Consider the following 24,098-nt stretch of genomic DNA (forward strand, 5'->3'; position numbering starts at 1 on the left):
GCGTCAGTCGTGGAGGATGCGCTGGAACAGGACGTGGTCGCGCCAGCGGCCCGCGATGCGCAGGTAGTCGCGCGCCAGACCGAACCGCTCGAAGCCCGCGCGGGCCAGGACCCGCTGTGAGCGTTCGTTCTCCGGCAGCGTGCCCGCCTGGAGCCGGTGCAGCCCGAGGTCGTCCCGCGCGATCCCGACGACGGCGCTCACGGCCGCCGACATGATCCCCCGCCCCTGCAGCCCGCGGTCCGTCCAGTAGCCGAGGTCCGCGGACTCGAACGCGCCGCGGGTGATCCCCGAGACGGTGAGGGTCCCGACGATCTCGTCGTCGGCCGACGCGCCCGGCGCCGGACGCACGAGCACCAGCGGCAACGCTGAGCCCTTCTGCACGCCGGCCAACAGGTTCTCCACGCGCACCGCCTGGACGCGCTCGGTGGCGAAGTCGTCGGCGCGGGCCGGCTCCCACGGCGCCAGGTGCTCGGCGTTGCGCGCGTAGGCCGCGGCGAGGGCGCGGGCGTCGTCGGGGGCGAGCAGGCGGAGGACGACGCCGTCGGGCAGAGGCACGCGGGGAGAGGTCACGACGAGCACCGCCCGAGCCTAGCCAGGACGTCGGCCGCACCCGTCGATAGAATCCGAACCTGACCAGCGGCTCGTCCCGGGAGCGTGCGCGTGCGCGAGATCGTCGTCTTCAGCGGAACCGCCCACCGGGGCCTGGCGGAGGACGTGTGCGCGGCGCTCGGCGTCGAGCTGTCGCCCGTCGAGATCACCCGGTTCTCGAACGACTGCCTGCAGGTCCAGCTCCAGGCGAACTGCCGCCAGCGCGACGTCTACCTCGTGCAGCCGCTCGTCCCGCCCACGCAGGACGCGCTCATGGAGCTGCTGCTCATGCTCGACGCCGCGAGGGTGCGTCGGCGGCGCAGATCACCGCGGTCATCCCGCACTACGCGTACGCGCGGTCGGACAAGAAGGATGCGTCGCGCATCTCGATCGGCGCCCGGCTCGTCGCGGACCTGCTGGTCACGGCGGGCGCGGACCGGGTGCTCACCATGACGCTGCACGCTCCGCAGGTGCACGGGTTCTTCTCCGTGCCGGTCGACCACCTGACGGCGCTCGGGATCCTCGCCGACCACTTCCGGGTGCAGGACCTGACCGACACCGTCGTCGTGTCGCCGGACTTCGGCAACGCGAAGACGGCGAACCAGTTTGCCCGCCTGCTCGGCCTGCCCGTCGCGGCCGGCAGCAAGCGGCGCCTCGGCGACGACACGGTCGTCATCGACACCATCGTCGGGGACGTCGCCGGCAAGCGTGCGATCGTCCTCGACGACGAGATCGCGACCGGTGGGTCGATCGTCGAGCTGCTGGAACGGCTCGCCGCGGAAGGTGCCCGTGAGGTGTCGGTCGCGACGACGCACGGGCTCTTCACCGGGAAGGCGCACGAGCGGCTGCGCGGCCACCCGATGATCCGTGAGGTCGTCGCCACCGACACCGTCCCGCAGGTGTCCGACTGGCCCGAGCTGACCGTGCTGTCGGTGGCCGACCTGTTCGCGGAGGCCATGCGGCGGATCCACGAGGGTGAGTCGATCAGCGGCATGTTCGACGGCGTCGACCCGACGCACGCCCCGCCGCGCTCGCGCGCCCGGGTGGCCGCGCGCTCCTGACCCGGGCTGCGTCGGCGGCGGGGCGACCGGTCACGGGAGGGCGAGGACCCCGCACAGCGCGGCGACCGCGACGCCCTGGAGCACGAAGCGGAGCGTGACGACGCTCTCCCACCGGTCCTGGAGGGCACGGGCGTCCGCGGGGACCTCGCCGGCGAAGGCCGCCGCGGTGAGCCGCTTGTTGATGGGCGCCGCGACGACCTTGTAGATCACGAGCCACGTCACGAGAGCGACCGTGGCGACGGCCGCCGCGACCGTGGCCCACCCGCGGCCCGCGACGGCGGCGGCCACGCCCGCGAGGACTGTCGCGACGACGCTGAGGACGCCGGGGATCGGGAAGCGGCGGTCGCCGTAGTAGTGGCCGAAGCCGGTGACCGCGACGAGGGCGCGGTCGTCGAGCCGGGCGTAGGTGGGGCGCAGGACGAGGGCCCCGCTGGCGTCGGTGCCGTAGATCATGCCCGCGCACAGCACGGCGACGACGGCGATGAGGTAGCTGGCGAGTTCCATGGTCGGTCTCCCTGTCGGTCGATCTATCAGCGCTAGGTACGAGAGCGACACTAACCTGTCAGCACTTCGCTGTCTAGCGCTGCTAGAATCCAGTCATGACCGAGAGCCCCACCCAGCGCCGCCGCGAGCGTGAGCGCGCCGAACGGCGTCAGCTCATCGTCGACTCCGCGCGCGAGCTCGCCGAAGCCGAGGGCTGGGACGCCGTCACCACGCGTCGCCTCGCCGACACCATCGAGTACTCGCAGCCCGTGCTCTACAGCCACTTCGCGAACCGCGCCGCGATCGTGGACGCCGTCGTCGTCGAGGGCGCTGCCGAGCTGGCGTCGACGCTCCGGGCCGCGCGCGCCGGGACCGAGGACGACGCCGCGACCGCCGTCGCGCAGGCCTACCTCGACTTCGCGGCGGCCCACCCCGCGCTCTACGACGCGATCTTCACGATGCCGTCAGGCCTCCCGTTCGGGACGCCCGACGCACCGCCGGCCCTGCAGGACGCGTTCGGTGAGCTGCGGCTGGCGTTCGCACCCTCCGCCCGCGGCACCGAGGCGGAGGTCCTCACGGAGGTCGTCTGGAGCGCGTTGCACGGTCTCGCCTCGCTCGTCCGCAGCGGGCGGCTCCGACCCGACCTGCACGACGCGCGCCTCACCCGGCTCCTCGCCCTGGTGAAGTCTCGGAGCTGACCCCCGTCGCGTCGCAGCCCCGCGGGGCGTTCAAAGGCGTCGCGAGCGCACCAGCATGAGCAGCGCGACCACCAGCACGGCCGCCCACAGCAGTGGCCAGGACAGCACCGGCTGGCTCCCGGCCGACACCGACGTGACCAGCAGCGCCGCGGCTACCAGCGCCACGACGAACCACACCGTCCCGCGAGAGCTCGCCGGACGCCCCTCGCTCCTCGACTCCGCCATCCGCCCACCCTAGGCGCACACCCGACCGCAGGGCTCCGGGCTCCCGGCCCGGGTTGCGGGCGGGTGAGCGTGGGCGGTCGGGGGAGCATGAGACATGCTGCTCGACGATGTCGCCGCCACGTCCGAAGCCGTCGCGGCCACGAGGTCCCGCATCGCGAAGCGCGCCTCCATCGCGGCGCTGCTGCGACTCGCGGCCGAGGAGGACCCCCTGTCGGCGACGACGGGCCGGGTCCCGACGAGCTCGCCGTCGTCACGTCGTACCTCGCCGGGCAGCTCCGGCAGCGCCGGACCGGGCTCGGGTGGGCGTCGCTCCGCTCGCTCCCCGCGCCGGCTGCGACCGCGACGCTCACGGTCGCCGGCGTCGACGCCACGTTCGAGCGCATGGCCGGGCTGTCGGGGCCCGGGTCGGACGCGGCCCGCGCCGCGGAGGCCTCGGCGCTGTTCGGCGCCGCGACCGAACGAGAGCAACGATTCCTCCGCGGGCTCGTGGCCGGCGAGCTGCGGCAGGGGGCGCTCGACGCCGTCGTCGTGGACGCGATCGCGGAGGCCTCTGGGGCGGCGGTCGAGGCGGTGCGACGGGCCGTGATGCTCCGCGGGGACACCGGAGCGGTCGCCGTCGCGGCGCTGCGCGCGCCGGACCCCGCGGCGGCCGGCGAGGTGCTCGACGCGTTCGGGCTGGAGGTCGGGCGACCGGTACGACCCATGCTCGCGCAGTCCGCGCCCGACGTCGCCGCCGCGCTCGACAAGCTCGGACCGCCCGACGCGGAGGTCTCGGTCGACACCAAGCTCGACGGCATCCGCATCCAGGTGCACCGGTCCGGCGACGACGTCCGCGTCTTCACGCGCAGCCTCGACGACATCACGCCCCGCGTCCCCGAGATCGTCGCCGCCGCACTCGCCCTGGGCGCAGAGACCTTCGTGCTCGACGGCGAAGCCCTGGCCGTGGACGCGTCCGGCACTCCGCGCCCGTTCCAGGAGACGGCGTCGCGGTCGGCGTCCCAAGAAGCGGAGGCGCTCGCCGCCGTCGAGCTGACGCCCTTCTTCTTCGACGTGCTGCACGCCGACGGCCACGACCTCCTCGACGAGCCGCTGCGCGACCGGCTGGCGGTGCTGGACGGAATCGCGGGGCCCTACGCGGTGCCACGGCTCGTGACCGGGGACCCGGACGAAGCCGCCGCGTTCTTCACGGACGCCGTCACTCGCGGGCAGGAGGGCGTCGTCGTGAAGTCCCTCGACGCGCCCTACGCGGCCGGACGACGCGGGGCCGGGTGGGTCAAGGTGAAGCCGCGGCACACGCTCGACCTGGTCGTGCTCGCCGTCGAGCGCGGTTCCGGGCGACGGCAGGGGTACCTGTCGAACATCCACCTCGGCGCGCGCGACCCCGACGGCGGGTTCGTGATGCTCGGCAAGACGTTCAAGGGCATGACCGACGCGATGCTCGCATGGCAGACCGAACGGTTCACCGAGCTCGCCGACGGACCGACCGACGGGTACGTCGTGAAGGTGCGGCCCGAGCAGGTCGTGGAGATCGCGTTCGACGGTGTGCAACGGTCCACCCGCTACCCCGGCGGCGTCGCGCTCCGGTTCGCGCGGGTGGTGCGGTACCGGGACGACAAGACTCCCGCCGAGGCGGACACGATCGACGCCGTCCGCGCGCTCGGCACGCCCGGCTGATCCGCTCCGGCCGAACCGTGGACGACCTCTACCTGGACGGCCTCCGACTGATCCTGGGTGCGCCGGCCGCCGCCTGAGCCGAGGCCGCGTCGAGCCCCCGCAGGTTCTCCAGCGACCGCTTCTGGCCGTGGGTGTAGATGATCGAGCTGCGGAACTCGGTGACCTCCTTGCGGTTGCTCAGGGTGTCGACAAGGAACGCGTGGAGCTGCTGAACGTCCCCGACCCCGACATGGAGCAGGAAGTCGTCCCCACCCGCCAGCACGAACACGGCCATGACCTCGGGCATCTCGAGCGCATCGCGGTAGAAGCGGTCGATGACCTGACGGTTGAGGGGCCGGATCTGGGTGGCCACCAGCGCCTGCACGGGTCGGCCGAGCGCCTCCAGGTCGACCTCTGCGTGGAAGCCGGTGATGACACCCTGCCGCTGGAGTCGGCGGATCCGTTCGGAACAGGTCGAGGCCGCGACGCCGACGATCTCGGCGAGGTCGCGCAGGGGGTACGCGCGTCCCGCTGGAGCTCGTCCACGATCTGCGCGTCGATCCGATCGATGTTCACCTTCGCCGCCATAGAACCGAACATACACAAAGCCTTGTTGATGGCACTGCTGGATTCGTGCAGCATCGACGCCATGAGCCGAACAGAACACGTGATAGCCACACTCGATCCGGCCGCGGGGCCTCTTCCCGCCGATGCCACCACCACCCAGAGCACCCGTTCCGCCGAGGTGAAGGTCGTCCTCGTCGTGCGCGAGGGCTTGCCGTCGAACCTGGCCGCGAACGCCGCGGCGGTGCTCGGCGCCAGCATCGGCGCCGTACGCGACCTGCCGCTGGGCCCGGACGCCGTGGACGCGTCCGGGACGGTCTACGAGGGAATCGTCACCACCCCGGTCCCCGTGCTGGTCACAGGCGCAGAGGAGCTGAGGGTGCTCTTCCGTCAGGCGGCGGCGCAAGAAGGGACCACCGTGCTGGCACTCACCGAGGTCGCCCGGCAGGCCCGCACCTACGACGCGTACCTCAGCGACCTCGCCCAGGCCCGGGAAGCCGACGCCGACATCGTGGCGCTCGTCGTCGCCGGCCGCCGCAACCAGGTCACCAAGATCACGAAGCGGCTGCCACTCCTCGGCGCGTGACGGCGAGCGCGTGACGGCCAGGACGTCGACGACGACCGGGGCGACCCCGGCGGGATGCGAGGTCCTGCGGCGCGCTGCGTCAGCCGGTTCTGTCGGCGCTCAGGGAGTGGACCGAGGCCAACGTCGTCACGGTCGACGCGTCGTCGTGAACCAGCGCACGGCCGGGAAGGTCGAGCCGGACCTGCACGCTGAGCAGGTCCGCGCCGAGGACCCGCACGTTCACGGCGTTGAGGGCTCGCAGCGGGTGCCACGCGATGACGCTGCGCTGACGGGCGAGGGCGTCGTCGTCGGGGCGGACGGTCGCGATCCCGTCGACCCAGCGGTGCCGCAGCCCGAGCCGCAACCGGATGCGCACGTGCGGGTCGTGGCGGATGTTGCGGACGTAGCCGGCGCGCTCGCCGTGCTCGGCGATGATCCACAGCTCGTCGCCGCGGCGTCCGTTGCCGACGGGCGTGCGGCGCGGCTGCCCGCTCACGCGACCACGGGTCTCGAGGACCGCGACGCCGAACGGGTTGAGCCCGACGGCGAACCCCACGCGGACGAGCGGGTTGATCACCCAGCGCTGGAGCGTGCGGACGAGCAGCACCTTGACCTTCGGGTTCGTCCAGGTCAGGACGAAGAGCGCGACGTAGGAGCCGGTCTGGGCGAGCGGCTGCCAGACGGCGCCGGGCCACAGGGCGAACGGACTCCAGACAAGAACGGTTGCGACGAGCGTGCCGACGGCGAGCCCTCGGGGGATGTGCGGTGCAGGTGCGACGATGGACACGGTGACACTCCTTCGCTTCCGTTAGAGCCTCTAACTTCAGAGTGAGGGTGTCACTGGATCGTGTCAACCCCTCGACACACCGACGAAGAGAGCCCCGTGACCGAGCCGTCTCCCCCGCAGTCATCGCCCCGGCAACCACAGAGCCGCCGCGACCGCTACCGCACCGAGACGCGGGACGAGGCCAAGCGGATCGCCCTCGACCAGCTCGCGACCGGCGGGCAGGCCGCGCTCTCGCTCAACGCCATCGCCCGCGAGCTCGGCATGACCGGGCCGGCCCTCTACCGGTACTTCGCCGGCCGGGACGAGCTGCTCACCGCGCTGATCGTCGACGCCTACGACGACCTCGGCACGACCCTGACCCGCGCCGTCGCCGACGCCGCGCCCGACGGCCCCGACGAGCAGATCCGCGCGCTCGGCCGCACGATGCGGGCCTGGGCCCTCGCCCAGCCGCACCGGTACCTGCTGCTCTTCGGCACCCCGTTCTCCGGGTACCACGCCCCCGACGCCGCGCTCGAGGCCGCGCAGGCCAGCATCGGGTCGGTCATGGAGGCCATGGTCGACATCGAGTCGCGACGCGGCCGCCCCGTGGCGCCGCCGAGCCTCTTCGAGCAGCAGCTCGAACGCGCGCCCTGGATCCCCGAGGAGCTGCACGGCGCGATCCCGGGCGCCGTCCTCGCCGACGTCCTCCTCACCTGGACCCGCCTGCACGGGCTCATCGGCCTCGAGGTCAACGGCCAGTTCGCGACCATGGGGTTCGACCCGGCGCTGCTCCTCGAGCGCGAGCTCGACGACATCGTCGGTCCCGGCTGAGCTGCCGAACCCCCGACCCCCGCCCCGAGTTCGAGCATCTCCACCGAGAACGAGCGCCATGGCCTCGATCTCGCCGGAATCCCTCGAACTCGGCGAGGGCACCGACGACCGCCGTGGGAATCGGCCGCCCACCGGCCGGGTTGCCGCCGGTATGACGACGACGGACAGCACAGGAGCGACCGGCATCGACCTCGGCGGGCGGTACGGGGTGTGGCGTCGCGGCCTCGACCTCGACGGCCGCCTCGCGGCAACCCTCGAACGCCTCGGCTACGGCGCCGTGTGGATCGGCGGCTCGCCCGACGCGACCCTCGCCAAGCCCGAGGAGCTGCTGGCGGCCACGCGGACGCTCGTCGTCGGGACGGGCATCGTCAACATCTGGGCATCACCCGCCGACGAGGTCGCTGCGTCCACGCTGCGGGTCCTCGACGCCGACCCCGACCGGTTCGTCCTCGGCATCGGCACCGGGCACCGCGAGGCGTCGGGGGCGAAGGCCGCCACCCCTACGCCGCGCTCGTCGAGTACCTCGACACGCTCGACGCCGACGACGTCCCGCGCGAGAACGTCGTCCTCGCCGCCCTCGGCCCGCGCGTCCTGGGCCTGGCCCGCGACCGCACGGCCGGCGCGCACCCGTACCTCGTGACGCCCGAGCACACGCGCGAGGCTCGCGAGATCCTGGGGACCGGTCCGCTGCTCGTCCCGGAGCAGCACGTCGTGCTCGACGCCGACCCCGTCCGCGCTCGCGAAGCCGCCCGCACCGCGCTGACCAACTACTTCGGGATGGCCAACTACCGGAACTCGTGGCTGCGCCTCGGCTTCACCGAGGACGAGATCTCGGACGGCGGCAGCGACCGCTTCGTCGACGCCGTCGTCGTGCACGGGACCCCGGCCGACGTGGCGGCGCGCCTCGCCGAGCACCTCGATGCCGGCGCCGACCAGGTGGCGGTCCAGCTCGTCGCCGGGGAGCCCGGCGAGCCGGTCGAGGACGGCTTCGCGCGCCTGGCCGCCGAGCTCGGCCTGAGCTGACCCGGCCTCCCGACGGAAGCGACGCCGTCGGGCGCTCAGACGGACGACGCGTGCCCGACGGCGTCACGCCACGAGTGCTGCGGCTCGAACCCGAGCAGTCGTCGCGCCTTGTCGATCGAGAGCAGCGTCTCGGTGCCCTCGAGCGGACATCGCACCTCGACGCCCGGGAACTCCTCGGCGACGAGGTCGGCGGACGGCCGCTCCATCACGGTGTCCGCGTTGGCGATCACGAACGCCTCGAAGCCCTTGACCTCGGTCTCGACGGCGAGCCGCACGGCCTGGGCGCCGTCGCGCGCGTCGATGTAGCCCCACAGGTTCCAGCGCCGCCGCTTCGCGTCGTTCTGCCACGACGGGAACTCGGCGTAGTCCGCGAGCGCCATGACGTTGGAGAACCGGAGGCCGATGATCGACAGCTCGGGGTCCCAGCGGGCGAAGTGCCGGGCCATCTCCTCCTCGACCGCCTTGCCGAGCGAGTACGTCGAGTTCGGGAGGACGGCGTACGCCTCGTCGACCGGGACGTAGGGCGGAGGCACGTCGAACGGCAGCCCGAGGACGGTCTCGCTCGACGCCCACACGACCTTCTTGACGCCGGCGATCTTCGCGGCCTGGAAGACGTCGAACGTCGACGGCACGTTGTTGTGGAAGGTCGCGCCGCTGGTCCGGAGCCCAGGTGCGGGGATCGCGGCGAGGTGCACGACGGCGTCCACGCCGGAGTAGCGGTCGTCGACGCCGGTCAGCAGCTCGACGACCTGCCCGAGGTCGGTGAGGTCGGCGCGCGTGAACTGCCCGGGCTGCCCGGGCGGGGGCGACACCTGGTCGACCGTCACGACGTCGTACCCGTGCTCGGCGAGGTCGGTCACGACCGCCTGCCCGAGCTTGCCGCTGCTGCCCGTCACCACCACGCGTGCCATGCGGCCAGGCTATCGGCCGCGCTCAACCGTGCCCGACGACGTCGCGCAGGGCGGGCTCGAGCGTCGGGTACCGGAAGTGCCAGCCGAGCCCGGCGAGCACCTCGGACGTGCAGTGACGTCCGGTGAGCCCGAGCGCCGGATCGCTGCGGAGCAGCCAGGAGCCGAGCCGGGCGACGGGTGCCGGCGTGGCGACCCCGAGCCGTCGGCCGGTCACCGCGCGCAGGGTCGCCATGAGCTCCGCGTTGCGGACGGGCGTGGGGGCGGACGCGACGAGGACGCCGTCCGGCATGGCCGGCGCACCGACGTCGCCGACGTCCGGCCCCAGCGCGGCCCGGACGAGCGCGAGCCAGTCGTCGACGTGGATCCAGCTCACCCACTGCCGCCCCGAGCCGACCTTCCCGCCCAGCCCGAACCGGGTCAGCAGCTCGAGCCGCCCGACGACCGGCGACTCGGGCTGGAGCACGAGCGACGTCCGCAGCGTGACGACGTGATCGGCGTGCGCTCCGACGACGGCCTCCTCCCACGGCTCCGCGACGCCCGTCATCTGCGGGAGGCCGGGACCGGGGAGCGGCGTCGCCTCCGTGACGTGCTGCTCCCCGGCGTCGGACTAGATCGCGGTCGTGGACATCTGCACCCAGCGGGCCACGGGACGGCGGGCGGCGCGGCTCGCGGCAACCAGCGCCCGCGTCGCGTCGACGCGCGACGACCTCAGGCTCGCGACGTTCGCGGCCGTCGGGCGGACGTCCACCAGACGCCCGGCGAGGTTCACGACCGAGACCGGGCGCGCGCCGTCGTCGGGCAGGTCGAAGAGAGCGGCCCACGGCCCGACGCTGCGGCCGTCCCACTCTTCCTGGCGCACCGCCCACGCCGGGTCGGGCCGGCGGGTGAGGACGACGACGTCCGCACCGCGCCCCGCGAGGTCCGCCACGAGCGCGCGCCCGAGGCTCCCGGACCCGCCGGCGACCACCACGCGTGACATGGGCTTCAGCGTAAGAGGTCGCGCTCCCCGCGCTCTCGGTGTCGATCGGCGGCGATCTCGTTCGTAGTGTCGGTGAGAGCCGGACCTCCCGGCTCCGGACGCAAGGAGACAGCCATGAAGCAGTACTTCCTCGCCGTGAACGGGATCCAGGGCGAGCCGACGCCGTCGGGCGACGAGATCCAGCGGATGTACGCGGACGTCGCCGCGTTCAACACCGAGGTCCAGGAGGCGGGCGCGTGGGTGTTCGCCGGCGGGCTCTTCCCGCCCGACGTCGCCACGACCGTCCGGCCGCAGGGCGACGACGTCCTCGTCGTCGACGGGCCGTTCGCCGAGACCAAGGAGTACCTCGGGGGTTCTGGGTCATCAAGGCCGAGGACCTCGACGCGGCGCTCGCCTGGGCCAAGAAGGGCGCGGTCGCGTGCGGCGGCCCGGTCGAGGTCCGCCCGTTCCAGGACGAGCCCGAGGCGTGACCGCGACCGGGCCCGGCCCGGGGGCGCCCGCCGTCGCGGACGTCTTCCGGGCCGAGTACGGGGCGTGCGTGGCGACCCTCGTCCGCCAGTTCCGCGACATCGCGCTCGCCGAGGAGGCGGTGCAGGAGGCGTTCGTCGTCGCGGTCGCGCGCTGGCCCGTCGACGGCGTGCCCCCGAACCCGGGTGCGTGGATCACGACGACGGCACGCCGCAAGGCGCTCGACGTCGTCCGGCGCGAGTCCACCCGGTCCGCGCGGTACGCGCAGGCCGCGCTGGTGCACGGGGCGGCGTCGGGGGTGCGTGACGACGCCGGGGCTGTCGGCGGCGCCGCGGACGACGACCCCGAGGAGGGCCCGGTGCGCGACGACCGCCTGCGGCTGATCTTCACCTGCTGCCACCCGGCGCTGAACCGGGCGACGCAGGTCGCGCTCACGCTCCGCCTGCTCGGCGGCCTCGAGACCGGCGAGATCGCACGCGCGTTCCTGGTCCCCGAGCCCACGATGGCGCAGCGGCTCGTACGCGCCAAGCGCAAGATCAAGGACGCCGGCATCCCGTACCGGGTGCCGTCGGACGCGGACCTGCCCGACCGGCTGCGGTCGGTGCTCGACGTCGTGTACCTGGTGTTCAACGAGGGGTACGCGGGGTCGGCCGGCGCGGAGCTCGTCCGGGACGACCTGTGCGCCGAGGCGATTCGGCTGGCCCGGCTGCTCGCCGAGCTCATGCCCGACGAGCCCGAGGCCGCCGGCCTCCTCGCGCTGCTCCTCCTCACCGACGCACGTCGCGCCGCCCGCACCGACGCCGGCGGCGAGCTCGTCCTGCTCGCCGACCAGGACCGGGCCCTCTGGGACGCGGGCCGGATCGCCGAGGGGCAAGGCATCGTGCGCTCGCTCCTCCGCAGGGCCCGGCTGACCGGGCGCCCGCCCGGGCCGTACCAGGTGCAGGCCGCCATCGCCGCCGTGCACGACGACGCCCCCACGCCCGACGGGACCGACTGGCGGCAGGTCGTCGCGCTCTACGACCAGCTCCTCGTCGTCGCGCCGACGCCGGTCGTCGCGCTCAACCGGGCGGTCGCGCTCGCCGAGGTGGCCGGGCCTGGGTCCGCCCTGGACGTCGTCGACGGACTGCGGCTCGACGCCTACGCGCCCTGGCACGTGGCGCGTGCCGACCTGCTGCGCCGGCTCGGGCGACCCGACGAGGCGCGGGCCGCCTACGACGACGCAGTGCGGCTGACGCAGAACGACGTCGAGCGCCTGTTCCTCGAGCGTCGCCGGGACGAGCTCGCGTGACGTCGCGGCAGGGCCTGGCTCACGCCCGACCGGCTACGCGTCCGAGACCTCGGACGTCGGGGCGTCCCCGGGCCGGTCCGGCGACATGTGACTGTGCCGGTACCCGTAGAACGCGTACACGACGACGCCGATCAGGAACCACACGACGAACCGCAGCCACGTCACGGGCTGCAGCTTGGTGATGAGGTAGATCGAGAAGCCGATGCCGATGATCGGCACGACGGGCATCCACGGCAGCCGGAACGTCCGGGGCACCTCGGGCGAGCGGTACCGCAGCACGACCACCGCCCCCGACACCACGATGAACGCCAGCAGGATCCCGATGTTCGTGAGCTCCGCGGCGTCGAGGATCGGTGTGAAGCCGGCGATCGCCGCCGCGACCACGCCGATGATCCACGTCGGCCGGTGCGGCACCGCGTTGCGGTTCGTCTGGGCGAACCATCCGGGCAGCAGCCCGTCACGGCTCATGGAGAACCACACGCGCGATGCCCCGAGCGTGAACGCGAAGAGCACCGTGAAGATCCCGATGATCGCCCCGACGGCCACGACCTTCGCGAACCCGGGCAGCCCCACGTAGTCGAACGCGACCGCGAAGGCGCGCGTCGGGTCGAGGTCCCGGTAGCTCTGCATGCCGGTCAGGACCGTCGCCGCCAGCAGGTACAGCACCATGGCGATGGCGAGCGACAGCACGATCGCCTTCGGCAGGTTCCGCTGGGCCTCCTTGGACTCCTCGGCCGCGGTGCTCATGGCGTCGTACCCGAACACGGCGAAGAACACCGTCGCGGCGCCCGTGATCGTGCCGCCGATCCCGAACGGCAGGTACGGCGAGTAGTTCGACTTCGTGATGTAGAACGCGCCGACGACGATCACCGCGACCACGATCGCGACCTTGACGAACACGAGGATGGTCTCGACACGCGCGGACGAGCTGATGCCCCGGGTCAGCAGGAAAGCCACGAGCAGGCACAGCGCCATCGCGAACAGGTCGACCTTGTGGCCCGAGCCGGTGCCCGGCGCGCCCAGCATCCAGGCCGGCAGGTGCACGCCGACCGACTCGAGCAGGAACGACAGGTACCCCGACACCGAGATCGCGACGACGGCCACGATCGCCGTGTACTCGAGCAGCAGGTCCCAGCCGATGAACCAGCCGACCGCCTCGCCGAGCACCGCGTAGCCGTACGTGTACGCCGAGCCCGCCTGCGGGATCATCCCGCCGAACTCGGCATAGCTCAGGGCCGCGCACGCGCTCGCGATCCCCGCGACGAGGAAGGAGATCGTCACGCCCGGGCCGGCGTCCGTGTGGGCGACGGCGCCCGCGAGCGTGAAGATGCCCGCGCCGATGATCGCGCCCAGCCCGATCGCGGTGAGCTGCCACAGACCGAGGCTGCGCTTGAGGCCCCTCGACTCGTCCGACGGCTCGATGGGCTTGCGCCGCCAGACGCTCCGCAGCCCCGGACCCGACCTGCTCACACTGGGTGCTGCACCGTCGTCGGGCATCCTGACCCTTCCGTCGAGACGTCGTCGTCCCTTCAGGCCTACTCCCCGCCGCGGGTGTCCACCAGCCGACGCGCGGTACGCGCCGGCCGCGGGCCGTCACCTCCCGACGGCGGCCCGCACATCCGCGGCGAACGCGTCCACGGCCTCGGGGGTCGTGTCCCAGGCGCACATCCAGCGCACCTCGACGAGGCCGTCGTCGCGGTGGTCGTCCCAGTCGTAGAAGCGCCAGCGCTCGCGCAGGCCGGCGGCGGCGTCGGGCGGGAGGGCCGCGAAGACGGCGTTGGACTCGGTGTCCCGGGTGAGCACGAGACGCCCGGGCGCGGCCCCCGCCTCGAGGGCCGCCCGCAGCCGGGACGCCATCGCGTTCGCGTGCTCCGCGGACCGCAGCCACAGCGCCGACCCGTACAGCGCCACGAGCTGCGCCGACACGAACCGGAGCTTCGACCCGAGCTGCATGGTCAGCTTGCGGACGTACTCGACGCCGTCCACGGCCGACGGGTCCAGCACCACGACGGCCTCGCCGAGCACGATCCCGTTCTTCGTCCCGCCGAGGGACACGACGTCCATGCCGACCGCGGTCGTCAGCTCCCCGAGCCCGACGCCCAGGTGCGCGGCCGCGTTGGCGAGGCGTGCGCCGTCGAGGTGGACGCGCATGCCGAGGGCGTGGGCATGATCCGTCAGCGCCCGCAGCTCGTCGACCGCGTAGACCGTCCCCAGCTCGGTCGCCTGCGAGACCGACACGACGAGCGGCTGCGCGCGGTGCGGGTCGCCCCAGCCCCACGCCTCGCGGTCGAGCAGCTCGGGGTGAGGCGGCCGTCCGGCGTCGGGACGGTGAGGAGCTTGATCCCCGCGACCCGCTCGGGGGCGGCGTTCTCGTCGGTCACGACGTGCGCCGTCGACGGGGTCACGACCGCGCCCCACCGCGGCAGCATCGACGCGAGCGACACGACGTTCGCGCCCGTCCCGTTGAACACCGGGTACGCGACGGCCTGGTCGCCGAAGTGCCCCCGGACGACGTCCTGGAGCTGCGCCGTCCACGGATCGGCGCCGTAGGACACGGCGTGGCCGCGGTTCGCCGCGACCATCGCCTCCAGGACCTCGGGGTGGGCGCCGGCGTAGTTGTCGGACGCGAACGAGACGTCGGGCAGGGGCGCGGGCTCGGGGGTGCGCGCCGAGGCAACGCGGGGAACGGTCGTCACCCCGTCATTGTCCTGCTCGTGCGGGCCGACGGTCCCCGGCCCGCGCATGAGAGAATAGGGGAAAGAGCCTCGGACCTGCGGATGCAGATCGAGGCTTTCGTGTATGCACATCGCCGTGACAAGCACCTCCCTTCCCTCCCCGGTCGTCGCCCGGCCGGCCACGTCGGACGACGGCCCGGCCCTGACCCAGTTGTGGAACCTGTTCCGACACGACATGTCGCCCTACAGCGGGGCGCTTCCCGACAGCGACGGCCGCTACCGCAGCGAGCGTCTCGATCACGCGTTGGCAGCGCAGCCGGGCTGGCAGGCGTGGCTCGCGACCGCGGGACCGCACCCCGTCGGCCTCGCCGTCGCCCGGGCTCTCGACGAGCCCGAGCACGTGCTCAGCAGCTTCTTCGTGGTGGCCGCGGCCCGTCGAGGTGGTCTCGGCCGCCAGCTTGCCCGGGCGGTGCTCACCACACGTCCAGGGCGCTGGGCCGTCGCGTACCAGGACGCCAACACGCGTGCCGCTCGCTTCTGGGCGGACGTCGCCGCCGGGCTCGATCCGTCGTGGGTGCACGAGCACCGCGACGTGCCGAACCGGCCTGACCTCCCACCGGACAGCTGGATCCGGCTCGACGTCGAACACCCGTGACCATGCAGCTGCAGGTTGTGAGGGCCCCGGCGCAGGTTACGGTCGACCGATGCGCGTGCTCGTCCTGGGCGCCGGCGTCGCCGGCGCGTCCGTGGCCTGGTCCCTCGCCCGCCGTGGGGCGGAGGTGGTCGTCGTCGACCGGCTGCACGACGGCGCCGCGACCCTCGCGGGGGCAGGCAGCGTCCGGGCGTCGCTCGGGATCACGGAGCCGGGCTTCGTCGAGGCGTACGCGGCCGCCGTCCGGTACTACCCGGAGGCGGTGCGCGGCCTCGGCGAGGTGCTGGGCGGGAACGTCTCCGACGTGGTCGGGTACCGCGTCGTCGGCGGGCTGTGGCTCTCGCGCGACGACGACGCGCTCGCCGACGTCGGCCGACCTCGCCGCGGTCCACGTGTCGCAGGCAGCCCGGGTCGACGGGCGTCGGCTGCCGCTCGCGCTCCTCGCCGCGGCCCGGACGCGCGGCGCCGTCGTGCACGACGACGACGCCCGCCTCTCCCCGACGGCACGGCCGTGATCCTCGGGTCGGACGGGCGGATCGAGGCGGGTTTTCTTGGAGGCTCGTGACCTTGGAAACGAGGATGAGCACGTGCCCAGGAAGCAGGTGCCCGGGAAGCCGCGGACGCGGCGACACTCCCCGGAGGAGAAGGCAGCGGCGGTCCGGATGGTCCCCACGCTGCGTGCAGAGCTCGGTACCGAGCACGGGACGGTCCAGCGGGTCGCCGCGCAACTGGGCTACGGCGTGGAGTCGGTGCGTCAGTGGGTCAAGCAGGCCGACATCGACGACGGCCATGTCGCGGGCGTGAGCACAGCCGAAGCGCGTCGGATCCGAGAGCTCGAGCAGGAGAACCGCGAGCTCAAACGAGCCAACGAGATCCTGAAGCGAGCGGCCTCTTTCTTCGGGGCGGAACTCGACCGCCAACACAAGAAGTAGTCACGTTCATCGACACGAACCTCGACGACGTCGTCGAGGGCAAGAAGCTCGGAGTCGAGTCCACCTGCGCCACGCTCACCAGGGCGTGGCTGCAGGTGGCTCCGAGCACCTACTACGCCGCCAAAACCCGGCCGGCCTCAGCGAGGGCGACGCGTGATGCGGTGCTTCGACCGGCGATCCGCCATCTGTGGGAAGACAACTACCGGGTCTACGGCGCCCGGAAGCTGTGGAAGGCCGCCAGGCGTGCCGGCTGGGAGGTCGGGCGTGACAAGGCCGCCCGGCTGATGCGCGCTGAGGACATCGCCGGCGCCGTGCGCACCAAGCGGGTGCGCACCACCCGGCGTGATGACACTGCTGCGCGTCATCCGGACCTGGTCAAGCGGGACTTCACCGCCACCGGGCCGAACCAGCTGTGGGTGACCGACCTGACCTTCGTGCCGACGTTCGCCGGGATCGCCTACGTGTGCTTCATCGTCGACGCCTACTCGCGCATGATCGTGGGGTGGCGGGTCGCCTCGCACATGCGCACCGAGATGGTGCTCGATGCCATCGAGATGGCTCGCTGGTCGCGCGGCACCCAGCTCACCGGGCTGCGATGTCACAGCGATGCCGGGAGCCAGTTCACGAGCCTGCGCTATGGCGAACGGCTGGCCGAGATCGGTGCCGTGCCGTCGATCGGGACCGTCGGCGACTCCTTCGATAACGCACGCGCTCGCCGAGACCGTGAACGGCTACTACAAGGCCGAACTGATCCGCGGGCCCGCCCGGCCCCGGCCGTGGCGCACCATCGAGGACGTCGAGCTGGCGACACTCGGGTGGTGCACTGGCACAACCACCAGCGGCTGCACGGTTACCTCGGCGACATCCCACCGGCAGAGTTCGAAGGGATGTCCTACGCTACCCAGCAGGGCGACCAGGCCCTGGTCGAAATCAAACGACGAGAGCCTCCATCAGACCCAGTGCGGTTCACGGCACCACGTGGGAGCACCTCGGCCGGTACACGTGCGAAGCCGGGAAGAACTGCCACATCACCCTCACCAACGACGCGAACAACCGCGTCGTCGCCGACGCCGTCCAGTTCCGCCAGGACGACACCACCATCGCCTGGACCCCCGACCTCCCCACCACGGGAGGATGGGACGTCTACACCACCTGGGACGACGACCCCGACAACAACGGCGCCCACCGCGCCACCAACGCCCCCTACACCGTCACCACCACCGGCGGCCAGGGTTCCTAGCACCCGAAGTCGCAAGCGAGGGAGGACGGCGCCGCGTGCGCCGTCCCCTCCCTTGCACGTGCATGCGGGCCACGGGGATGCGGGGACCCTCGCGACGGTGCCGACGACGAATGCCGACGCCGACGCCGACGCCGACGCCGCAGGGATATCCGTCCCGGACATGCGAACCCCCGAGACAGGGCGGAGCTGGAAGCACCCGAGTCCTTCCTCTGCGCGGAGCACCCGTCCCTCATGCTCTCGAGGCTCCGCCTCCACGGGGGCCTCGACCTTCCGGCAGGTGTGCCGGGCCATTCGAAGGCGAGCGGTGCGGCCGCGCCGAGCTACGCAGTCCTCCCTGGGTCCGCGTCGACGACCCGGACCGCCCTCCCCAACGCACGATGCCTCGCACGTCCCGACGGACGTGCGAGGCATCGAACGTGGCGACGGGTTCAGCGCCGCCGGCTCTTACGGGCCGGTCAGCCCTTGAGGCCCGTCTGGGCGAGCCCCTGAACGAACTGCCGCTGGGCGAACAGGAACACGACGAGCACGGGCAGGACGGTCAGCGTGGTCGCGGCAAGCTGCACGTTCCACATCGGCCCGCCGTAGGCGTCGACGTACTGCGTCAGCGCCTGCGGGAGCGTGAACTTGCTCTTGCTCGACAGGTACACGATCGGCTCGAGGTACATGTTCCACGACTTGAGGAACGTGAAGATGGCGACAGCTGCGAGCGCCGATCGCGAGAGCGGGAACCCGATCCGCCAGAACAGGCCCCACCGGCCCAGCCCATCCATGCGTCCCGCCTCCTCGAGCTCACCCGGCAGGGAGACGAAGAACTGCCGCATGATGAACGACGCGAGGACGCTCGGCGCCCCGAAGATCGGCACCACGATGAGCGGCCAGTGCGTGTCGACGAGACCGAGCGAGTTCATCATCCTGAACAGCGGGACGATCGTGACCTCGGCCGGAACGAGCAGCCCCACGAGCACGACGACGAAGAGCACGTTGGCGCCGGGGAGTCGGACGCGCGCGAACGCGTAGCCGGCGAGCGACGACACGACGAGCGTCCCGAGAGTCACGAGCACCGCGATGTACATGCTGTTCCAGTACTGCTGCGCAAACGGCTGCAGCCGGAAGACGTCCCCGTACGCGTCGAACGTCGGATGGTGCGGCCAGAGCGTCGGCGTCTTTCGGAGGATCTCCGACATCGGCTTGAGGCTCGACGTGACCATCCACCAGGTGGGGAACACGAACGGGATGCTGAGCACCACGAGCACGGCGACGAGCAGCACCCGCGCGAGTCGTGGGCCTCGTCGTCGTGGACGGGCGTCGGTGCGCACGCGGCCAGACGCGCGTCCGTCGTGTCCCGGCTCGGAAGCGGCCGGGGTCTGCGCCACGTCGGGGCGTTCGATCAGCTCAGGCTTCATGGAAGACCCACCTCTTGCGCGTCTGCCACTGCACGAGGGTCAGTGCCAGGACGATCAGGAACAGGAGCACGGAGACGGCGCTCGCGTACCCGAAGTCGTTGAACCGGAAGGCCTGCTGGTACAGGTAGTAGACGAGGACCGTCGTCGACGTCCCCAGGCCACCGCCGGTCAGGACATCGATCTGGGCGAATACCTCCAGCGAGCCCGACACCGTCAGGATCGTCACGAGCAGGACCGTCGGGCTGATGAGCGGGAGCGTGATCGACCGGAACCGGCGCCACGCGTTCGCGCCGTCGAGCCGTGCGGCCTCCTGGATCTCCTCGGGCACCCCTGGAGCGCGGCCAGGAACAGGATCATGTTGAGCCCGACGTTCTTGAACACCTGGACGACGATCACCGAGCCCATCGCCGTGGGGCCGTGCCGCAGCCAGTTGGGCCCGTCGATGCCGACGGTCGCGAGGAATCCGTTGATCCCTCCGTCGGCCTGGAGCAGGAAGCCCCAGACGATGGTCCAGGCCACGAGCGAGACGACGACGGGCGAGAAGAAGAACGTGCGGAACGTCGTCGTGCCGGGGAGCTTCTGGTTGAGGAGCACCGCGAGGACGAGGGCGAGGACGACGTTGAGGACGACGAGCCCGACGGAGAACCAGAGGCTCGCGAGCAGCGCGTCGTGCAGCCCCTGGTCGTGCAGCATGCGCTCGTAGTTGTCACCGCCGCTCCAGCTGAACGTCCCGGCCAGGACGTTCCAGTCGTGCAGCGAATACCAGGCGACGACGACGAGCGGCACCACCACGAACGCGACCGCACCCAGCACCGCCGGGCTGATCATGGCGTAGCCGACGATCCGGTCGTTACGGCGCACCGCGGAGCGGCGCGGGGTGGCCCCGCCTCGCTCCGCGGCCCGGCCGCCCGTCAGGACGGTCACTTTCCTCCGTCCAGCAGCGGCCCGATCGCGGAGCACGTGTCCGTGAGCACCTTCTTCACGTCGGCGTCCGCGGTCCACATCGGGTCGAGCTGCGCGCGCACGGTGTCCTCGAGCTTCGCGAAGTTCGCGTGCGTGGGCTTCGTGACGGCGTCCTTCACGCCGTCGACCACGACGGCCTGCAGCTGGTCGGCGCTGAGCTTCGGGTTGGCCGCGGCGAGCGTCTCGGCATTCAGGAGCGACTCACGCGGCGGGGGAAGTACGCGGCGAGCTTGGCGGCGTTCTCCGGGTCGGTGAAGTACGCGAGGAAGTCGGCGGCGATGGCGGCGTTCTTGCCCTTCGCGAGGACGCCGATCCCGGCCTGGCCGATGACGTTCTGGTGACCGGCGGGTCCGGACGGGAGCGGGAGCAGCTCCCACTTGAAGGAGTCGTCGAGCGCGGAGGCCCTGCTGATCTGGGTGATCGTCATGGCAGACTCCCCCGCAAAGAAGTCCGCGGTCGTCCCCGGGCCGGGCATCGCCTTGTCCTGGAACACGGCGTCGTGGATCCACGTCATCGCGTCGACCATCTTCGGGTCCGTGAGGGTGCAGGTCTTGCCGTCCGCGCTCCACGGTGCCGCGCCCCAGGCGTCCCACACGGAGGCGAGGTTCTCCCACGCCTTGTAGTCGAAGTCGCGGACGACGAGACCCTGCTTGCCCGTCTCCGCGGCGGTCGCGGCCGCGATCTTCTCGGCCTCGTCGTAGGTCCACTTGCCCGAGTCGACGAGGGTCTGGGGGTCCGTCTGGCCTGCCTTCTTGATCAGGTCCTCGTTGACGAAGATCCCGAACGGGCTGTTCGAGAACGGATAGGCGTAGAGCCCGTCCCCTTCTCCCACAACTTGAGCGCCGACGGCACGATGTCGTCGAACTTGTAGTCGGCGTCCTTGGACAGCACCGGCTTGATGTCGGCCAGCGCACCGGACTCGACGAATTGCGGGGCGTAGCTCTCGAGGATCCACGCCAGGTCGGGGGCGTTCCCGCCAGCGAGCTGGGTGGTGAGCGTGGGCGTGTAGTCGTCGAACGGGATCGGGTCGAACTTGACGCTCTTGACGAGGTCCGGGTGGTCGGCCACGTAGGCGTCGGCGATCTCCTGGAACTGCTTGAGCTGCGTCTCGTCGGCCGTCCACACGGTCATGCGGAGCGAGACCGGCTCCTTGGGCTTGTCGGGTGACTCGAGGGAGCCGCTCGACGAGCCGCCGCTGCACGCGGTGAGCGCGAGGGCTGCGGACAGGGGAAGCGCGACGAGGGCCGTGCGACGGATCGGGCGCGGACGTGAGGCGGGGGTGCGCATCAGTTCTCCTTCGGACTGGTGTCGTGCTCGAGCCGGGGTCGGTGCCCGGCTCGGTCGGTGTGGGTCGGAGGTCAGTAGGGGTAGACGCCGGCGGGCCAGCGCCGCTCGATACCGACGACGTCGAGCTCGGCGCTGAAGTCGGCGAGATAGTCGGACTTCGACTGGACGGCGGACGGTTCGCGTCCGGTGGCGAGGCAGTGCGCGACAAGCTGGCCGGCCGCCTCACCGACGTTCCACTCCACGGGGTGGAGCCGGTAGCAGCCGTTCGTGATGTGGGTGGTGCCGATGTTCTTGTTCGCAGCGACCAGGTTGACGACGCGCTGCGGGAGCAGCGCGCCGAGCGGGATCTCGAACGGCGTCGACGCGACGTCGATGTAGGTGTCGCCGCCCGTCGAGGGGTGCAGGTCGATCCGGTACATCCCCACACCGACGGAATCTTCGTAGCGCGTGGCGCCACGATCGCCGCGGACCGCGTACGAGACGTCGTTCTCGGTCACCCGAGTGACGGCCTGGATGCGCCGCGACTCCCGGTGGTAGGGCGCCTGCGCGAGGCCGTCCGGGGAGCCCATGACGTCGGGTCGCAAGCGCAGGCCCGGGTAGCCGGTACCTCCGTCGGGACGCGGTGCCTCGGTCTGCATCCAGTACAGCATCGAGAGGCTCAGCTGACGGGCGTCCTCCACGCGCGCGAGCTCGGTCGCACGGTCGACGTCGAGCACGGGCGCGAGGAAGTAGTCGATGCTGGGCCAGTTCACGAGCGTCAGGTCGCCCTGGTACGTGCCGCGGTCGAAGAGGTCGCGCGCCGCGATCCGCCGGAACGTCCAGAGGTCGTTGTCGCCCGCGTTGCGGGACTGGTCGGCGTCGACCGCGTAGACGTCGTCCCCTGGGTCGGGCGTGAAGGTGCGCTCGTCGATGGCGAGGGTACGCGGGTTGGGCGCGCGCCACGAGAGGAGGCGCTCTCCGTTCCACTGCGCGGGCCGCAGGTCTCGCCAGAAGCCGTAACGCTCGGGACGGTCGATGGTGTGGTCCCCGTCGGCGTGCTCGACGACGAAGCAGACGCTGAACGCCTGGACGTTGTCGGGCTGCGCCTCGTCGGGCGCGCTGGGCTCGCCGGTGTCGTGGGCCGACTCGAAGCCGGTGACGTACTCGGTGCCGGTCAGCGGGAGGAGCTCCCCGGTCTCGGTGGCGTCGACGACATAGCCGGCTGCGACCTCATAGGTCGCGTCGTCCACGACGGAACGCAGCGTCACGGCGGACACACGGTCGCCGTCAACCACGGCGGAGACGGGGCGCGTGCGCTCGAGGAGCGTGATCCGGCCGATCGAACGCCACGGGGCGAGCATCTCCTCGAGCACGAGCACCCCGACGCGCGGCTCGTGGCACAGCTTGGACACCCACCCGGCACCGGGGTTGAGGGCCGGCAGGGCCCGTGCGGCATCGGTAAGGGGGTACTGCCGGTGGTAGAGGTCACGGATCCCGCCACGCAGGGCGCGGTAGCGGGCGGTCACGCCGAAACTCTCGACCCACGGGTGCTCGTCGGGCGGGACGGCCTGCGACGTCAGCTGGCCGCCGATCCAGGGGTGCTCCTCGGTCAGCACGACGTGTGCGCCCCGCTCTGCGGCAGCCAGGGCTGCGGCGATGCCGCCGAGCCCGGCCCCTACCACGAGGACGTCGGTCTTGATCTCCTGGGTCACGCGTCTTCCGTTCTGTGATCAGCGCCGTCGCGGGCGGCGAGGGTCGAGCCCTCGACGTCGACGCAGGCAAGCATCTGGTGCAGCTCTGGTGGTTGCGGGCGGCGGGTGCCGGCACGCGAGGTGTCGGCCGCGACGAGGCGCGACAGCAGATGCAGCGCACGGGCCCCCATCTCCTCGCGCGGGATGGAGAAGCCGGACCAGGCGCGTCCGCCCGGTCGCGGGTGGTGCGGCTGTCCGAGCAGCAGGACGGACAGGTCCGACGGCACGCGCGTACCCCGGCGCTCGACCTCGTCCACGAGCTCGTCCGGGTAGTTCTCGGGGGCCACGAGGATCGCCGTGAAGCCCTGGTCGACGATCTCGGCGGCGGTCGCACCGACGTCGTCGAGCTCGACGAAGCGGGCCGTGAGCCCCCGTTCCTTCATGCCGAGCCGGTAGCCCTCGATCCTGTCGAGGGTCGGCTGGTCGGTGCCCCTGAGGCCGACGTATCCGATCCGCCGATGCCCGAGCGCGACGAGACGCTCGATCTGCCTCGTCGTGGCCGACACGTAGTCCGCCCCGACGTACGGGAGCCGTCCTCTGTCACTGCCACGCTTTCCGATGAAGACGAACGGGTAGTTGGTGTCGAGCAGGTGCTGCAGCTCGCCGCGGTCCTCCTGCTGGCCGAGCAGCAGGCAGCCGTCGGCGACGCCGAGGCGCTGCCAGCCGTCACGGGTGAGCTGCCGGCGGCCGTCGACGACGCGCGCGCTGGTGAACAGGAGGATGTCCACCCCGAGCTGCTCTGCCGCGTGCTCGATCCCGACGAGGAAGTTGCCGTAGAACCCGCGTCCGCTGCGCGGGAACGTCGACTCGTAGGTGAAGACGCCGAGGATCTGCGTGAGACCTCCGGCCAGACGCTGCGCCGCGGGGTTGGCGCTGTACCCGGTGATGCGGATCGCGTCGAGCACACGCTGCTTGGTCTCGGCGCTGATCCTGACGCCGGCAGGAGCGCTGTCGTTGAGCACGAACGACACGGTGGCCTGACTGACTCCGGCGATGGTGGCCACGTCGGCCTGGGTGATGCGATGGCGCGGCACGTTCTCCTCCTCGAGTGTGGGGCACCGTGCCGCCGAGTCTGCGATCCGTCGCTCGCCACAGTCAATTCGATAATGCGCA

The 24,098-nt window shown here is 71.9% G+C and carries 28 protein-coding genes and 2 pseudogenes; 12 read left to right on the plus strand and 18 right to left on the minus strand.

Features of this window, described 5'->3' with window-relative positions; all coding sequences use genetic code 11:
- Nucleotides 1-3 precede the first annotated feature (3 nt).
- Nucleotides 4-579 carry a GNAT family N-acetyltransferase gene (locus tag QQK45_RS06415; protein WP_284292548.1) on the minus strand — a complete coding sequence of 192 codons (576 nt, stop codon included), beginning with the start codon at nt 577-579 and terminating at the stop codon, nt 4-6.
- A gap of 81 nt (nt 580-660) precedes the next feature.
- On the opposite strand from QQK45_RS06415, the pseudogene QQK45_RS06420 reads away from it, so the two are divergent.
- Nucleotides 661-1,649 (plus strand): annotated as a pseudogene (locus QQK45_RS06420) (ribose-phosphate diphosphokinase).
- Between the two features lie 30 nt (nt 1,650-1,679).
- Here QQK45_RS06420 and QQK45_RS06425 read toward each other — a convergent pair.
- Nucleotides 1,680-2,153 (minus strand): DUF1772 domain-containing protein, encoded by a 474-nt coding sequence (locus QQK45_RS06425; protein WP_284292549.1) that lies wholly within the window; start codon nt 2,151-2,153, stop codon nt 1,680-1,682.
- 95 nt (nt 2,154-2,248) lie between these two features.
- Between QQK45_RS06425 and QQK45_RS06430 the strand changes: the two genes are divergently transcribed.
- On the plus strand, nt 2,249-2,830 hold the full coding sequence (locus QQK45_RS06430; RefSeq protein ID WP_284292551.1) for a TetR/AcrR family transcriptional regulator: 582 nt from the start codon (nt 2,249-2,251) through the stop codon (nt 2,828-2,830).
- Nucleotides 2,831-2,860: 30 nt separating this feature from the next.
- On the opposite strand, the gene QQK45_RS06435 is transcribed toward QQK45_RS06430, so the two are convergent.
- A complete protein-coding gene (locus tag QQK45_RS06435; RefSeq protein ID WP_284292552.1) occupies nt 2,861-3,055 on the minus strand; it encodes a hypothetical protein in 195 nt (64 codons plus the stop codon).
- A gap of 87 nt (nt 3,056-3,142) precedes the next feature.
- Here QQK45_RS06435 and QQK45_RS06440 point away from each other — a divergent pair, with 87 nt between their 5' ends.
- Nucleotides 3,143-4,729 (plus strand): ATP-dependent DNA ligase, encoded by a 1,587-nt coding sequence (locus QQK45_RS06440; RefSeq protein WP_431310238.1) that lies wholly within the window; start codon nt 3,143-3,145, stop codon nt 4,727-4,729.
- Nucleotides 4,730-4,757: 28 nt separating this feature from the next.
- Here the strand turns inward: QQK45_RS06440 and QQK45_RS23005 are convergent, their stop codons facing one another.
- Nucleotides 4,758-5,375, minus strand: coding sequence for an Lrp/AsnC family transcriptional regulator (locus QQK45_RS23005; RefSeq protein ID WP_431310239.1), 618 nt, complete (start codon nt 5,373-5,375; stop codon nt 4,758-4,760).
- On the opposite strand from QQK45_RS23005, the gene QQK45_RS23010 reads away from it, so the two are divergent.
- Complete coding sequence (locus QQK45_RS23010; RefSeq protein WP_431310240.1) at nt 5,358-5,858, plus strand: DUF2000 domain-containing protein; 501 nt, start codon at nt 5,358-5,360, stop codon at nt 5,856-5,858. The two genes, QQK45_RS23005 and QQK45_RS23010, sit on opposite strands and share 18 nt — an antisense overlap.
- Before the next feature lie 79 nt (nt 5,859-5,937).
- Here the strand turns inward: QQK45_RS23010 and QQK45_RS06450 are convergent, their stop codons facing one another.
- On the minus strand, nt 5,938-6,624 hold the full coding sequence (locus QQK45_RS06450; protein ID WP_284292554.1) for a nitroreductase/quinone reductase family protein: 687 nt from the start codon (nt 6,622-6,624) through the stop codon (nt 5,938-5,940).
- 96 nt (nt 6,625-6,720) lie between these two features.
- Between QQK45_RS06450 and QQK45_RS06455 the strand changes: the two genes are divergently transcribed.
- Together QQK45_RS06455 and QQK45_RS06460 are read left to right on the plus strand one after the other, a co-directional pair.
- Nucleotides 6,721-7,434, plus strand: coding sequence for a TetR/AcrR family transcriptional regulator (locus QQK45_RS06455; protein ID WP_284292555.1), 714 nt, complete (start codon nt 6,721-6,723; stop codon nt 7,432-7,434).
- Between the two features lie 279 nt (nt 7,435-7,713).
- Nucleotides 7,714-8,457: a TIGR03620 family F420-dependent LLM class oxidoreductase gene (locus tag QQK45_RS06460; protein ID WP_284292556.1), complete on the plus strand. Its 744-nt coding sequence runs from the start codon at nt 7,714-7,716 to the stop codon at nt 8,455-8,457.
- Between the two features lie 35 nt (nt 8,458-8,492).
- Here QQK45_RS06460 and QQK45_RS06465 read toward each other — a convergent pair whose 3' ends face one another.
- The 3 genes from QQK45_RS06465 to QQK45_RS06475 form a co-directional block, all read right to left on the minus strand.
- On the minus strand, nt 8,493-9,368 hold the full coding sequence (locus tag QQK45_RS06465) for an NAD-dependent epimerase/dehydratase family protein (protein ID WP_284292557.1): 876 nt from the start codon (nt 9,366-9,368) through the stop codon (nt 8,493-8,495).
- A gap of 22 nt (nt 9,369-9,390) precedes the next feature.
- Complete coding sequence (locus QQK45_RS06470) at nt 9,391-9,912, minus strand: DUF1731 domain-containing protein (protein ID WP_284292558.1); 522 nt, start codon at nt 9,910-9,912, stop codon at nt 9,391-9,393.
- 63 nt (nt 9,913-9,975) lie between these two features.
- Nucleotides 9,976-10,347 (minus strand): NAD-dependent epimerase/dehydratase family protein, encoded by a 372-nt coding sequence (locus QQK45_RS06475; protein WP_284292559.1) that lies wholly within the window; start codon nt 10,345-10,347, stop codon nt 9,976-9,978.
- Between the two features lie 236 nt (nt 10,348-10,583).
- Here QQK45_RS06475 and QQK45_RS21970 point away from each other — a divergent pair, with 236 nt between their 5' ends.
- Nucleotides 10,584-10,817: a YciI family protein gene (locus tag QQK45_RS21970; RefSeq protein ID WP_348525160.1), complete on the plus strand. Its 234-nt coding sequence runs from the start codon at nt 10,584-10,586 to the stop codon at nt 10,815-10,817.
- A complete protein-coding gene (locus QQK45_RS06485) occupies nt 10,814-12,103 on the plus strand; it encodes an RNA polymerase sigma factor (protein ID WP_284292560.1) in 1,290 nt (429 codons plus the stop codon). Before QQK45_RS21970 ends, QQK45_RS06485 begins: the two co-directional genes overlap by 4 nt.
- Before the next feature lie 33 nt (nt 12,104-12,136).
- On the opposite strand, the gene QQK45_RS06490 is transcribed toward QQK45_RS06485, so the two are convergent.
- Both QQK45_RS06490 and QQK45_RS06495 read right to left on the minus strand, forming a co-directional pair.
- Nucleotides 12,137-13,573: an amino acid permease gene (locus QQK45_RS06490; protein WP_431310241.1), complete on the minus strand. Its 1,437-nt coding sequence runs from the start codon at nt 13,571-13,573 to the stop codon at nt 12,137-12,139.
- Nucleotides 13,574-13,696: 123 nt separating this feature from the next.
- A pseudogene (locus QQK45_RS06495) lies at nt 13,697-14,685 on the minus strand (threonine aldolase family protein).
- 229 nt (nt 14,686-14,914) lie between these two features.
- Between QQK45_RS06495 and QQK45_RS06500 the strand changes: the two are divergent.
- The 4 genes from QQK45_RS06500 to QQK45_RS23020 all read left to right on the plus strand — a co-directional run bounded on the left by QQK45_RS06500 (nt 14,915) and on the right by QQK45_RS23020 (nt 18,068).
- Complete coding sequence (locus QQK45_RS06500; protein WP_284292561.1) at nt 14,915-15,433, plus strand: GNAT family N-acetyltransferase; 519 nt, start codon at nt 14,915-14,917, stop codon at nt 15,431-15,433.
- Nucleotides 15,434-15,482: 49 nt separating this feature from the next.
- On the plus strand, nt 15,483-15,995 hold the full coding sequence (locus QQK45_RS06505) for an FAD-dependent oxidoreductase (RefSeq protein ID WP_284292562.1): 513 nt from the start codon (nt 15,483-15,485) through the stop codon (nt 15,993-15,995).
- Between the two features lie 22 nt (nt 15,996-16,017).
- Complete coding sequence (locus tag QQK45_RS23015) at nt 16,018-16,362, plus strand: transposase (RefSeq protein ID WP_431310242.1); 345 nt, start codon at nt 16,018-16,020, stop codon at nt 16,360-16,362.
- A gap of 95 nt (nt 16,363-16,457) precedes the next feature.
- Nucleotides 16,458-18,068: an IS3 family transposase gene (locus QQK45_RS23020; RefSeq protein WP_431310243.1), complete on the plus strand. Its 1,611-nt coding sequence runs from the start codon at nt 16,458-16,460 to the stop codon at nt 18,066-18,068.
- Here QQK45_RS23020 and QQK45_RS06515 read toward each other — a convergent pair.
- The 8 genes from QQK45_RS06515 to QQK45_RS06550 all read right to left on the minus strand — a co-directional run bounded on the left by QQK45_RS06515 (nt 18,058) and on the right by QQK45_RS06550 (nt 24,019).
- Nucleotides 18,058-19,005 carry a carbohydrate ABC transporter permease gene (locus tag QQK45_RS06515; RefSeq protein ID WP_284292563.1) on the minus strand — a complete coding sequence of 316 codons (948 nt, stop codon included), beginning with the start codon at nt 19,003-19,005 and terminating at the stop codon, nt 18,058-18,060. The two genes, QQK45_RS23020 and QQK45_RS06515, sit on opposite strands and share 11 nt — an antisense overlap.
- On the minus strand, nt 18,995-19,333 hold the full coding sequence (locus QQK45_RS06520; RefSeq protein ID WP_284292564.1) for a carbohydrate ABC transporter permease: 339 nt from the start codon (nt 19,331-19,333) through the stop codon (nt 18,995-18,997). The genes QQK45_RS06515 and QQK45_RS06520 overlap by 11 nt, the downstream gene beginning before the upstream one ends.
- Nucleotides 19,228-19,929: a carbohydrate ABC transporter permease gene (locus tag QQK45_RS06525; RefSeq protein ID WP_284292565.1), complete on the minus strand. Its 702-nt coding sequence runs from the start codon at nt 19,927-19,929 to the stop codon at nt 19,228-19,230. Before QQK45_RS06525 ends, QQK45_RS06520 begins: the two co-directional genes overlap by 106 nt.
- Nucleotides 19,926-20,099 carry a hypothetical protein gene (locus QQK45_RS06530; protein WP_284292566.1) on the minus strand — a complete coding sequence of 58 codons (174 nt, stop codon included), beginning with the start codon at nt 20,097-20,099 and terminating at the stop codon, nt 19,926-19,928. Before QQK45_RS06530 ends, QQK45_RS06525 begins: the two co-directional genes overlap by 4 nt.
- Nucleotides 20,100-20,158: 59 nt before the next feature.
- Nucleotides 20,159-20,800, minus strand: a complete 642-nt coding sequence (locus QQK45_RS06535) for an extracellular solute-binding protein (protein ID WP_284292567.1) — start codon at nt 20,798-20,800, stop codon at nt 20,159-20,161.
- A complete protein-coding gene (locus QQK45_RS06540; RefSeq protein ID WP_284292568.1) occupies nt 20,725-21,255 on the minus strand; it encodes an ABC transporter substrate-binding protein in 531 nt (176 codons plus the stop codon). Before QQK45_RS06540 ends, QQK45_RS06535 begins: the two co-directional genes overlap by 76 nt.
- A 71-nt stretch (nt 21,256-21,326) precedes the next feature.
- Nucleotides 21,327-22,946 (minus strand): FAD-dependent oxidoreductase, encoded by a 1,620-nt coding sequence (locus QQK45_RS06545; protein ID WP_284292569.1) that lies wholly within the window; start codon nt 22,944-22,946, stop codon nt 21,327-21,329.
- Nucleotides 22,943-24,019, minus strand: a complete 1,077-nt coding sequence (locus QQK45_RS06550) for a LacI family DNA-binding transcriptional regulator (protein WP_284292570.1) — start codon at nt 24,017-24,019, stop codon at nt 22,943-22,945. Before QQK45_RS06550 ends, QQK45_RS06545 begins: the two co-directional genes overlap by 4 nt.
- Nucleotides 24,020-24,098: the final 79 nt, after the last annotated feature.

This window comes from Luteimicrobium album (genome assembly GCF_030161555.1).
Classification (GTDB): domain Bacteria; phylum Actinomycetota; class Actinomycetes; order Actinomycetales; family Cellulomonadaceae; genus Luteimicrobium; species Luteimicrobium album.

Coding starts and splice junctions, on each gene's coding strand:
- QQK45_RS06425 (WP_284292549.1), bottom strand. CDS start 2,153: ATGGAACTCGCCAGCTACCTCATCGCCGTCGTCGCCGTGCTGTGCGCG.
- QQK45_RS06430 (WP_284292551.1), top strand. CDS start 2,249: ATGACCGAGAGCCCCACCCAGCGCCGCCGCGAGCGTGAGCGCGCCGAA.
- QQK45_RS06435 (WP_284292552.1), bottom strand. CDS start 3,055: ATGGCGGAGTCGAGGAGCGAGGGGCGTCCGGCGAGCTCTCGCGGGACG.
- QQK45_RS06440 (WP_431310238.1), top strand. CDS start 3,143: ATGAGACATGCTGCTCGACGATGTCGCCGCCACGTCCGAAGCCGTCGC.
- QQK45_RS23010 (WP_431310240.1), top strand. CDS start 5,358: ATGAGCCGAACAGAACACGTGATAGCCACACTCGATCCGGCCGCGGGG.
- QQK45_RS06465 (WP_284292557.1), bottom strand. CDS start 9,368: ATGGCACGCGTGGTGGTGACGGGCAGCAGCGGCAAGCTCGGGCAGGCG.
- QQK45_RS06470 (WP_284292558.1), bottom strand. CDS start 9,912: ATGACGGGCGTCGCGGAGCCGTGGGAGGAGGCCGTCGTCGGAGCGCAC.
- QQK45_RS06475 (WP_284292559.1), bottom strand. CDS start 10,347: ATGTCACGCGTGGTGGTCGCCGGCGGGTCCGGGAGCCTCGGGCGCGCG.
- QQK45_RS06505 (WP_284292562.1), top strand. CDS start 15,483: ATGCGCGTGCTCGTCCTGGGCGCCGGCGTCGCCGGCGCGTCCGTGGCC.
- QQK45_RS06515 (WP_284292563.1), bottom strand. CDS start 19,005: ATGAAGCCTGAGCTGATCGAACGCCCCGACGTGGCGCAGACCCCGGCC.
- QQK45_RS06540 (WP_284292568.1), bottom strand. CDS start 21,255: ATGCGCACCCCCGCCTCACGTCCGCGCCCGATCCGTCGCACGGCCCTC.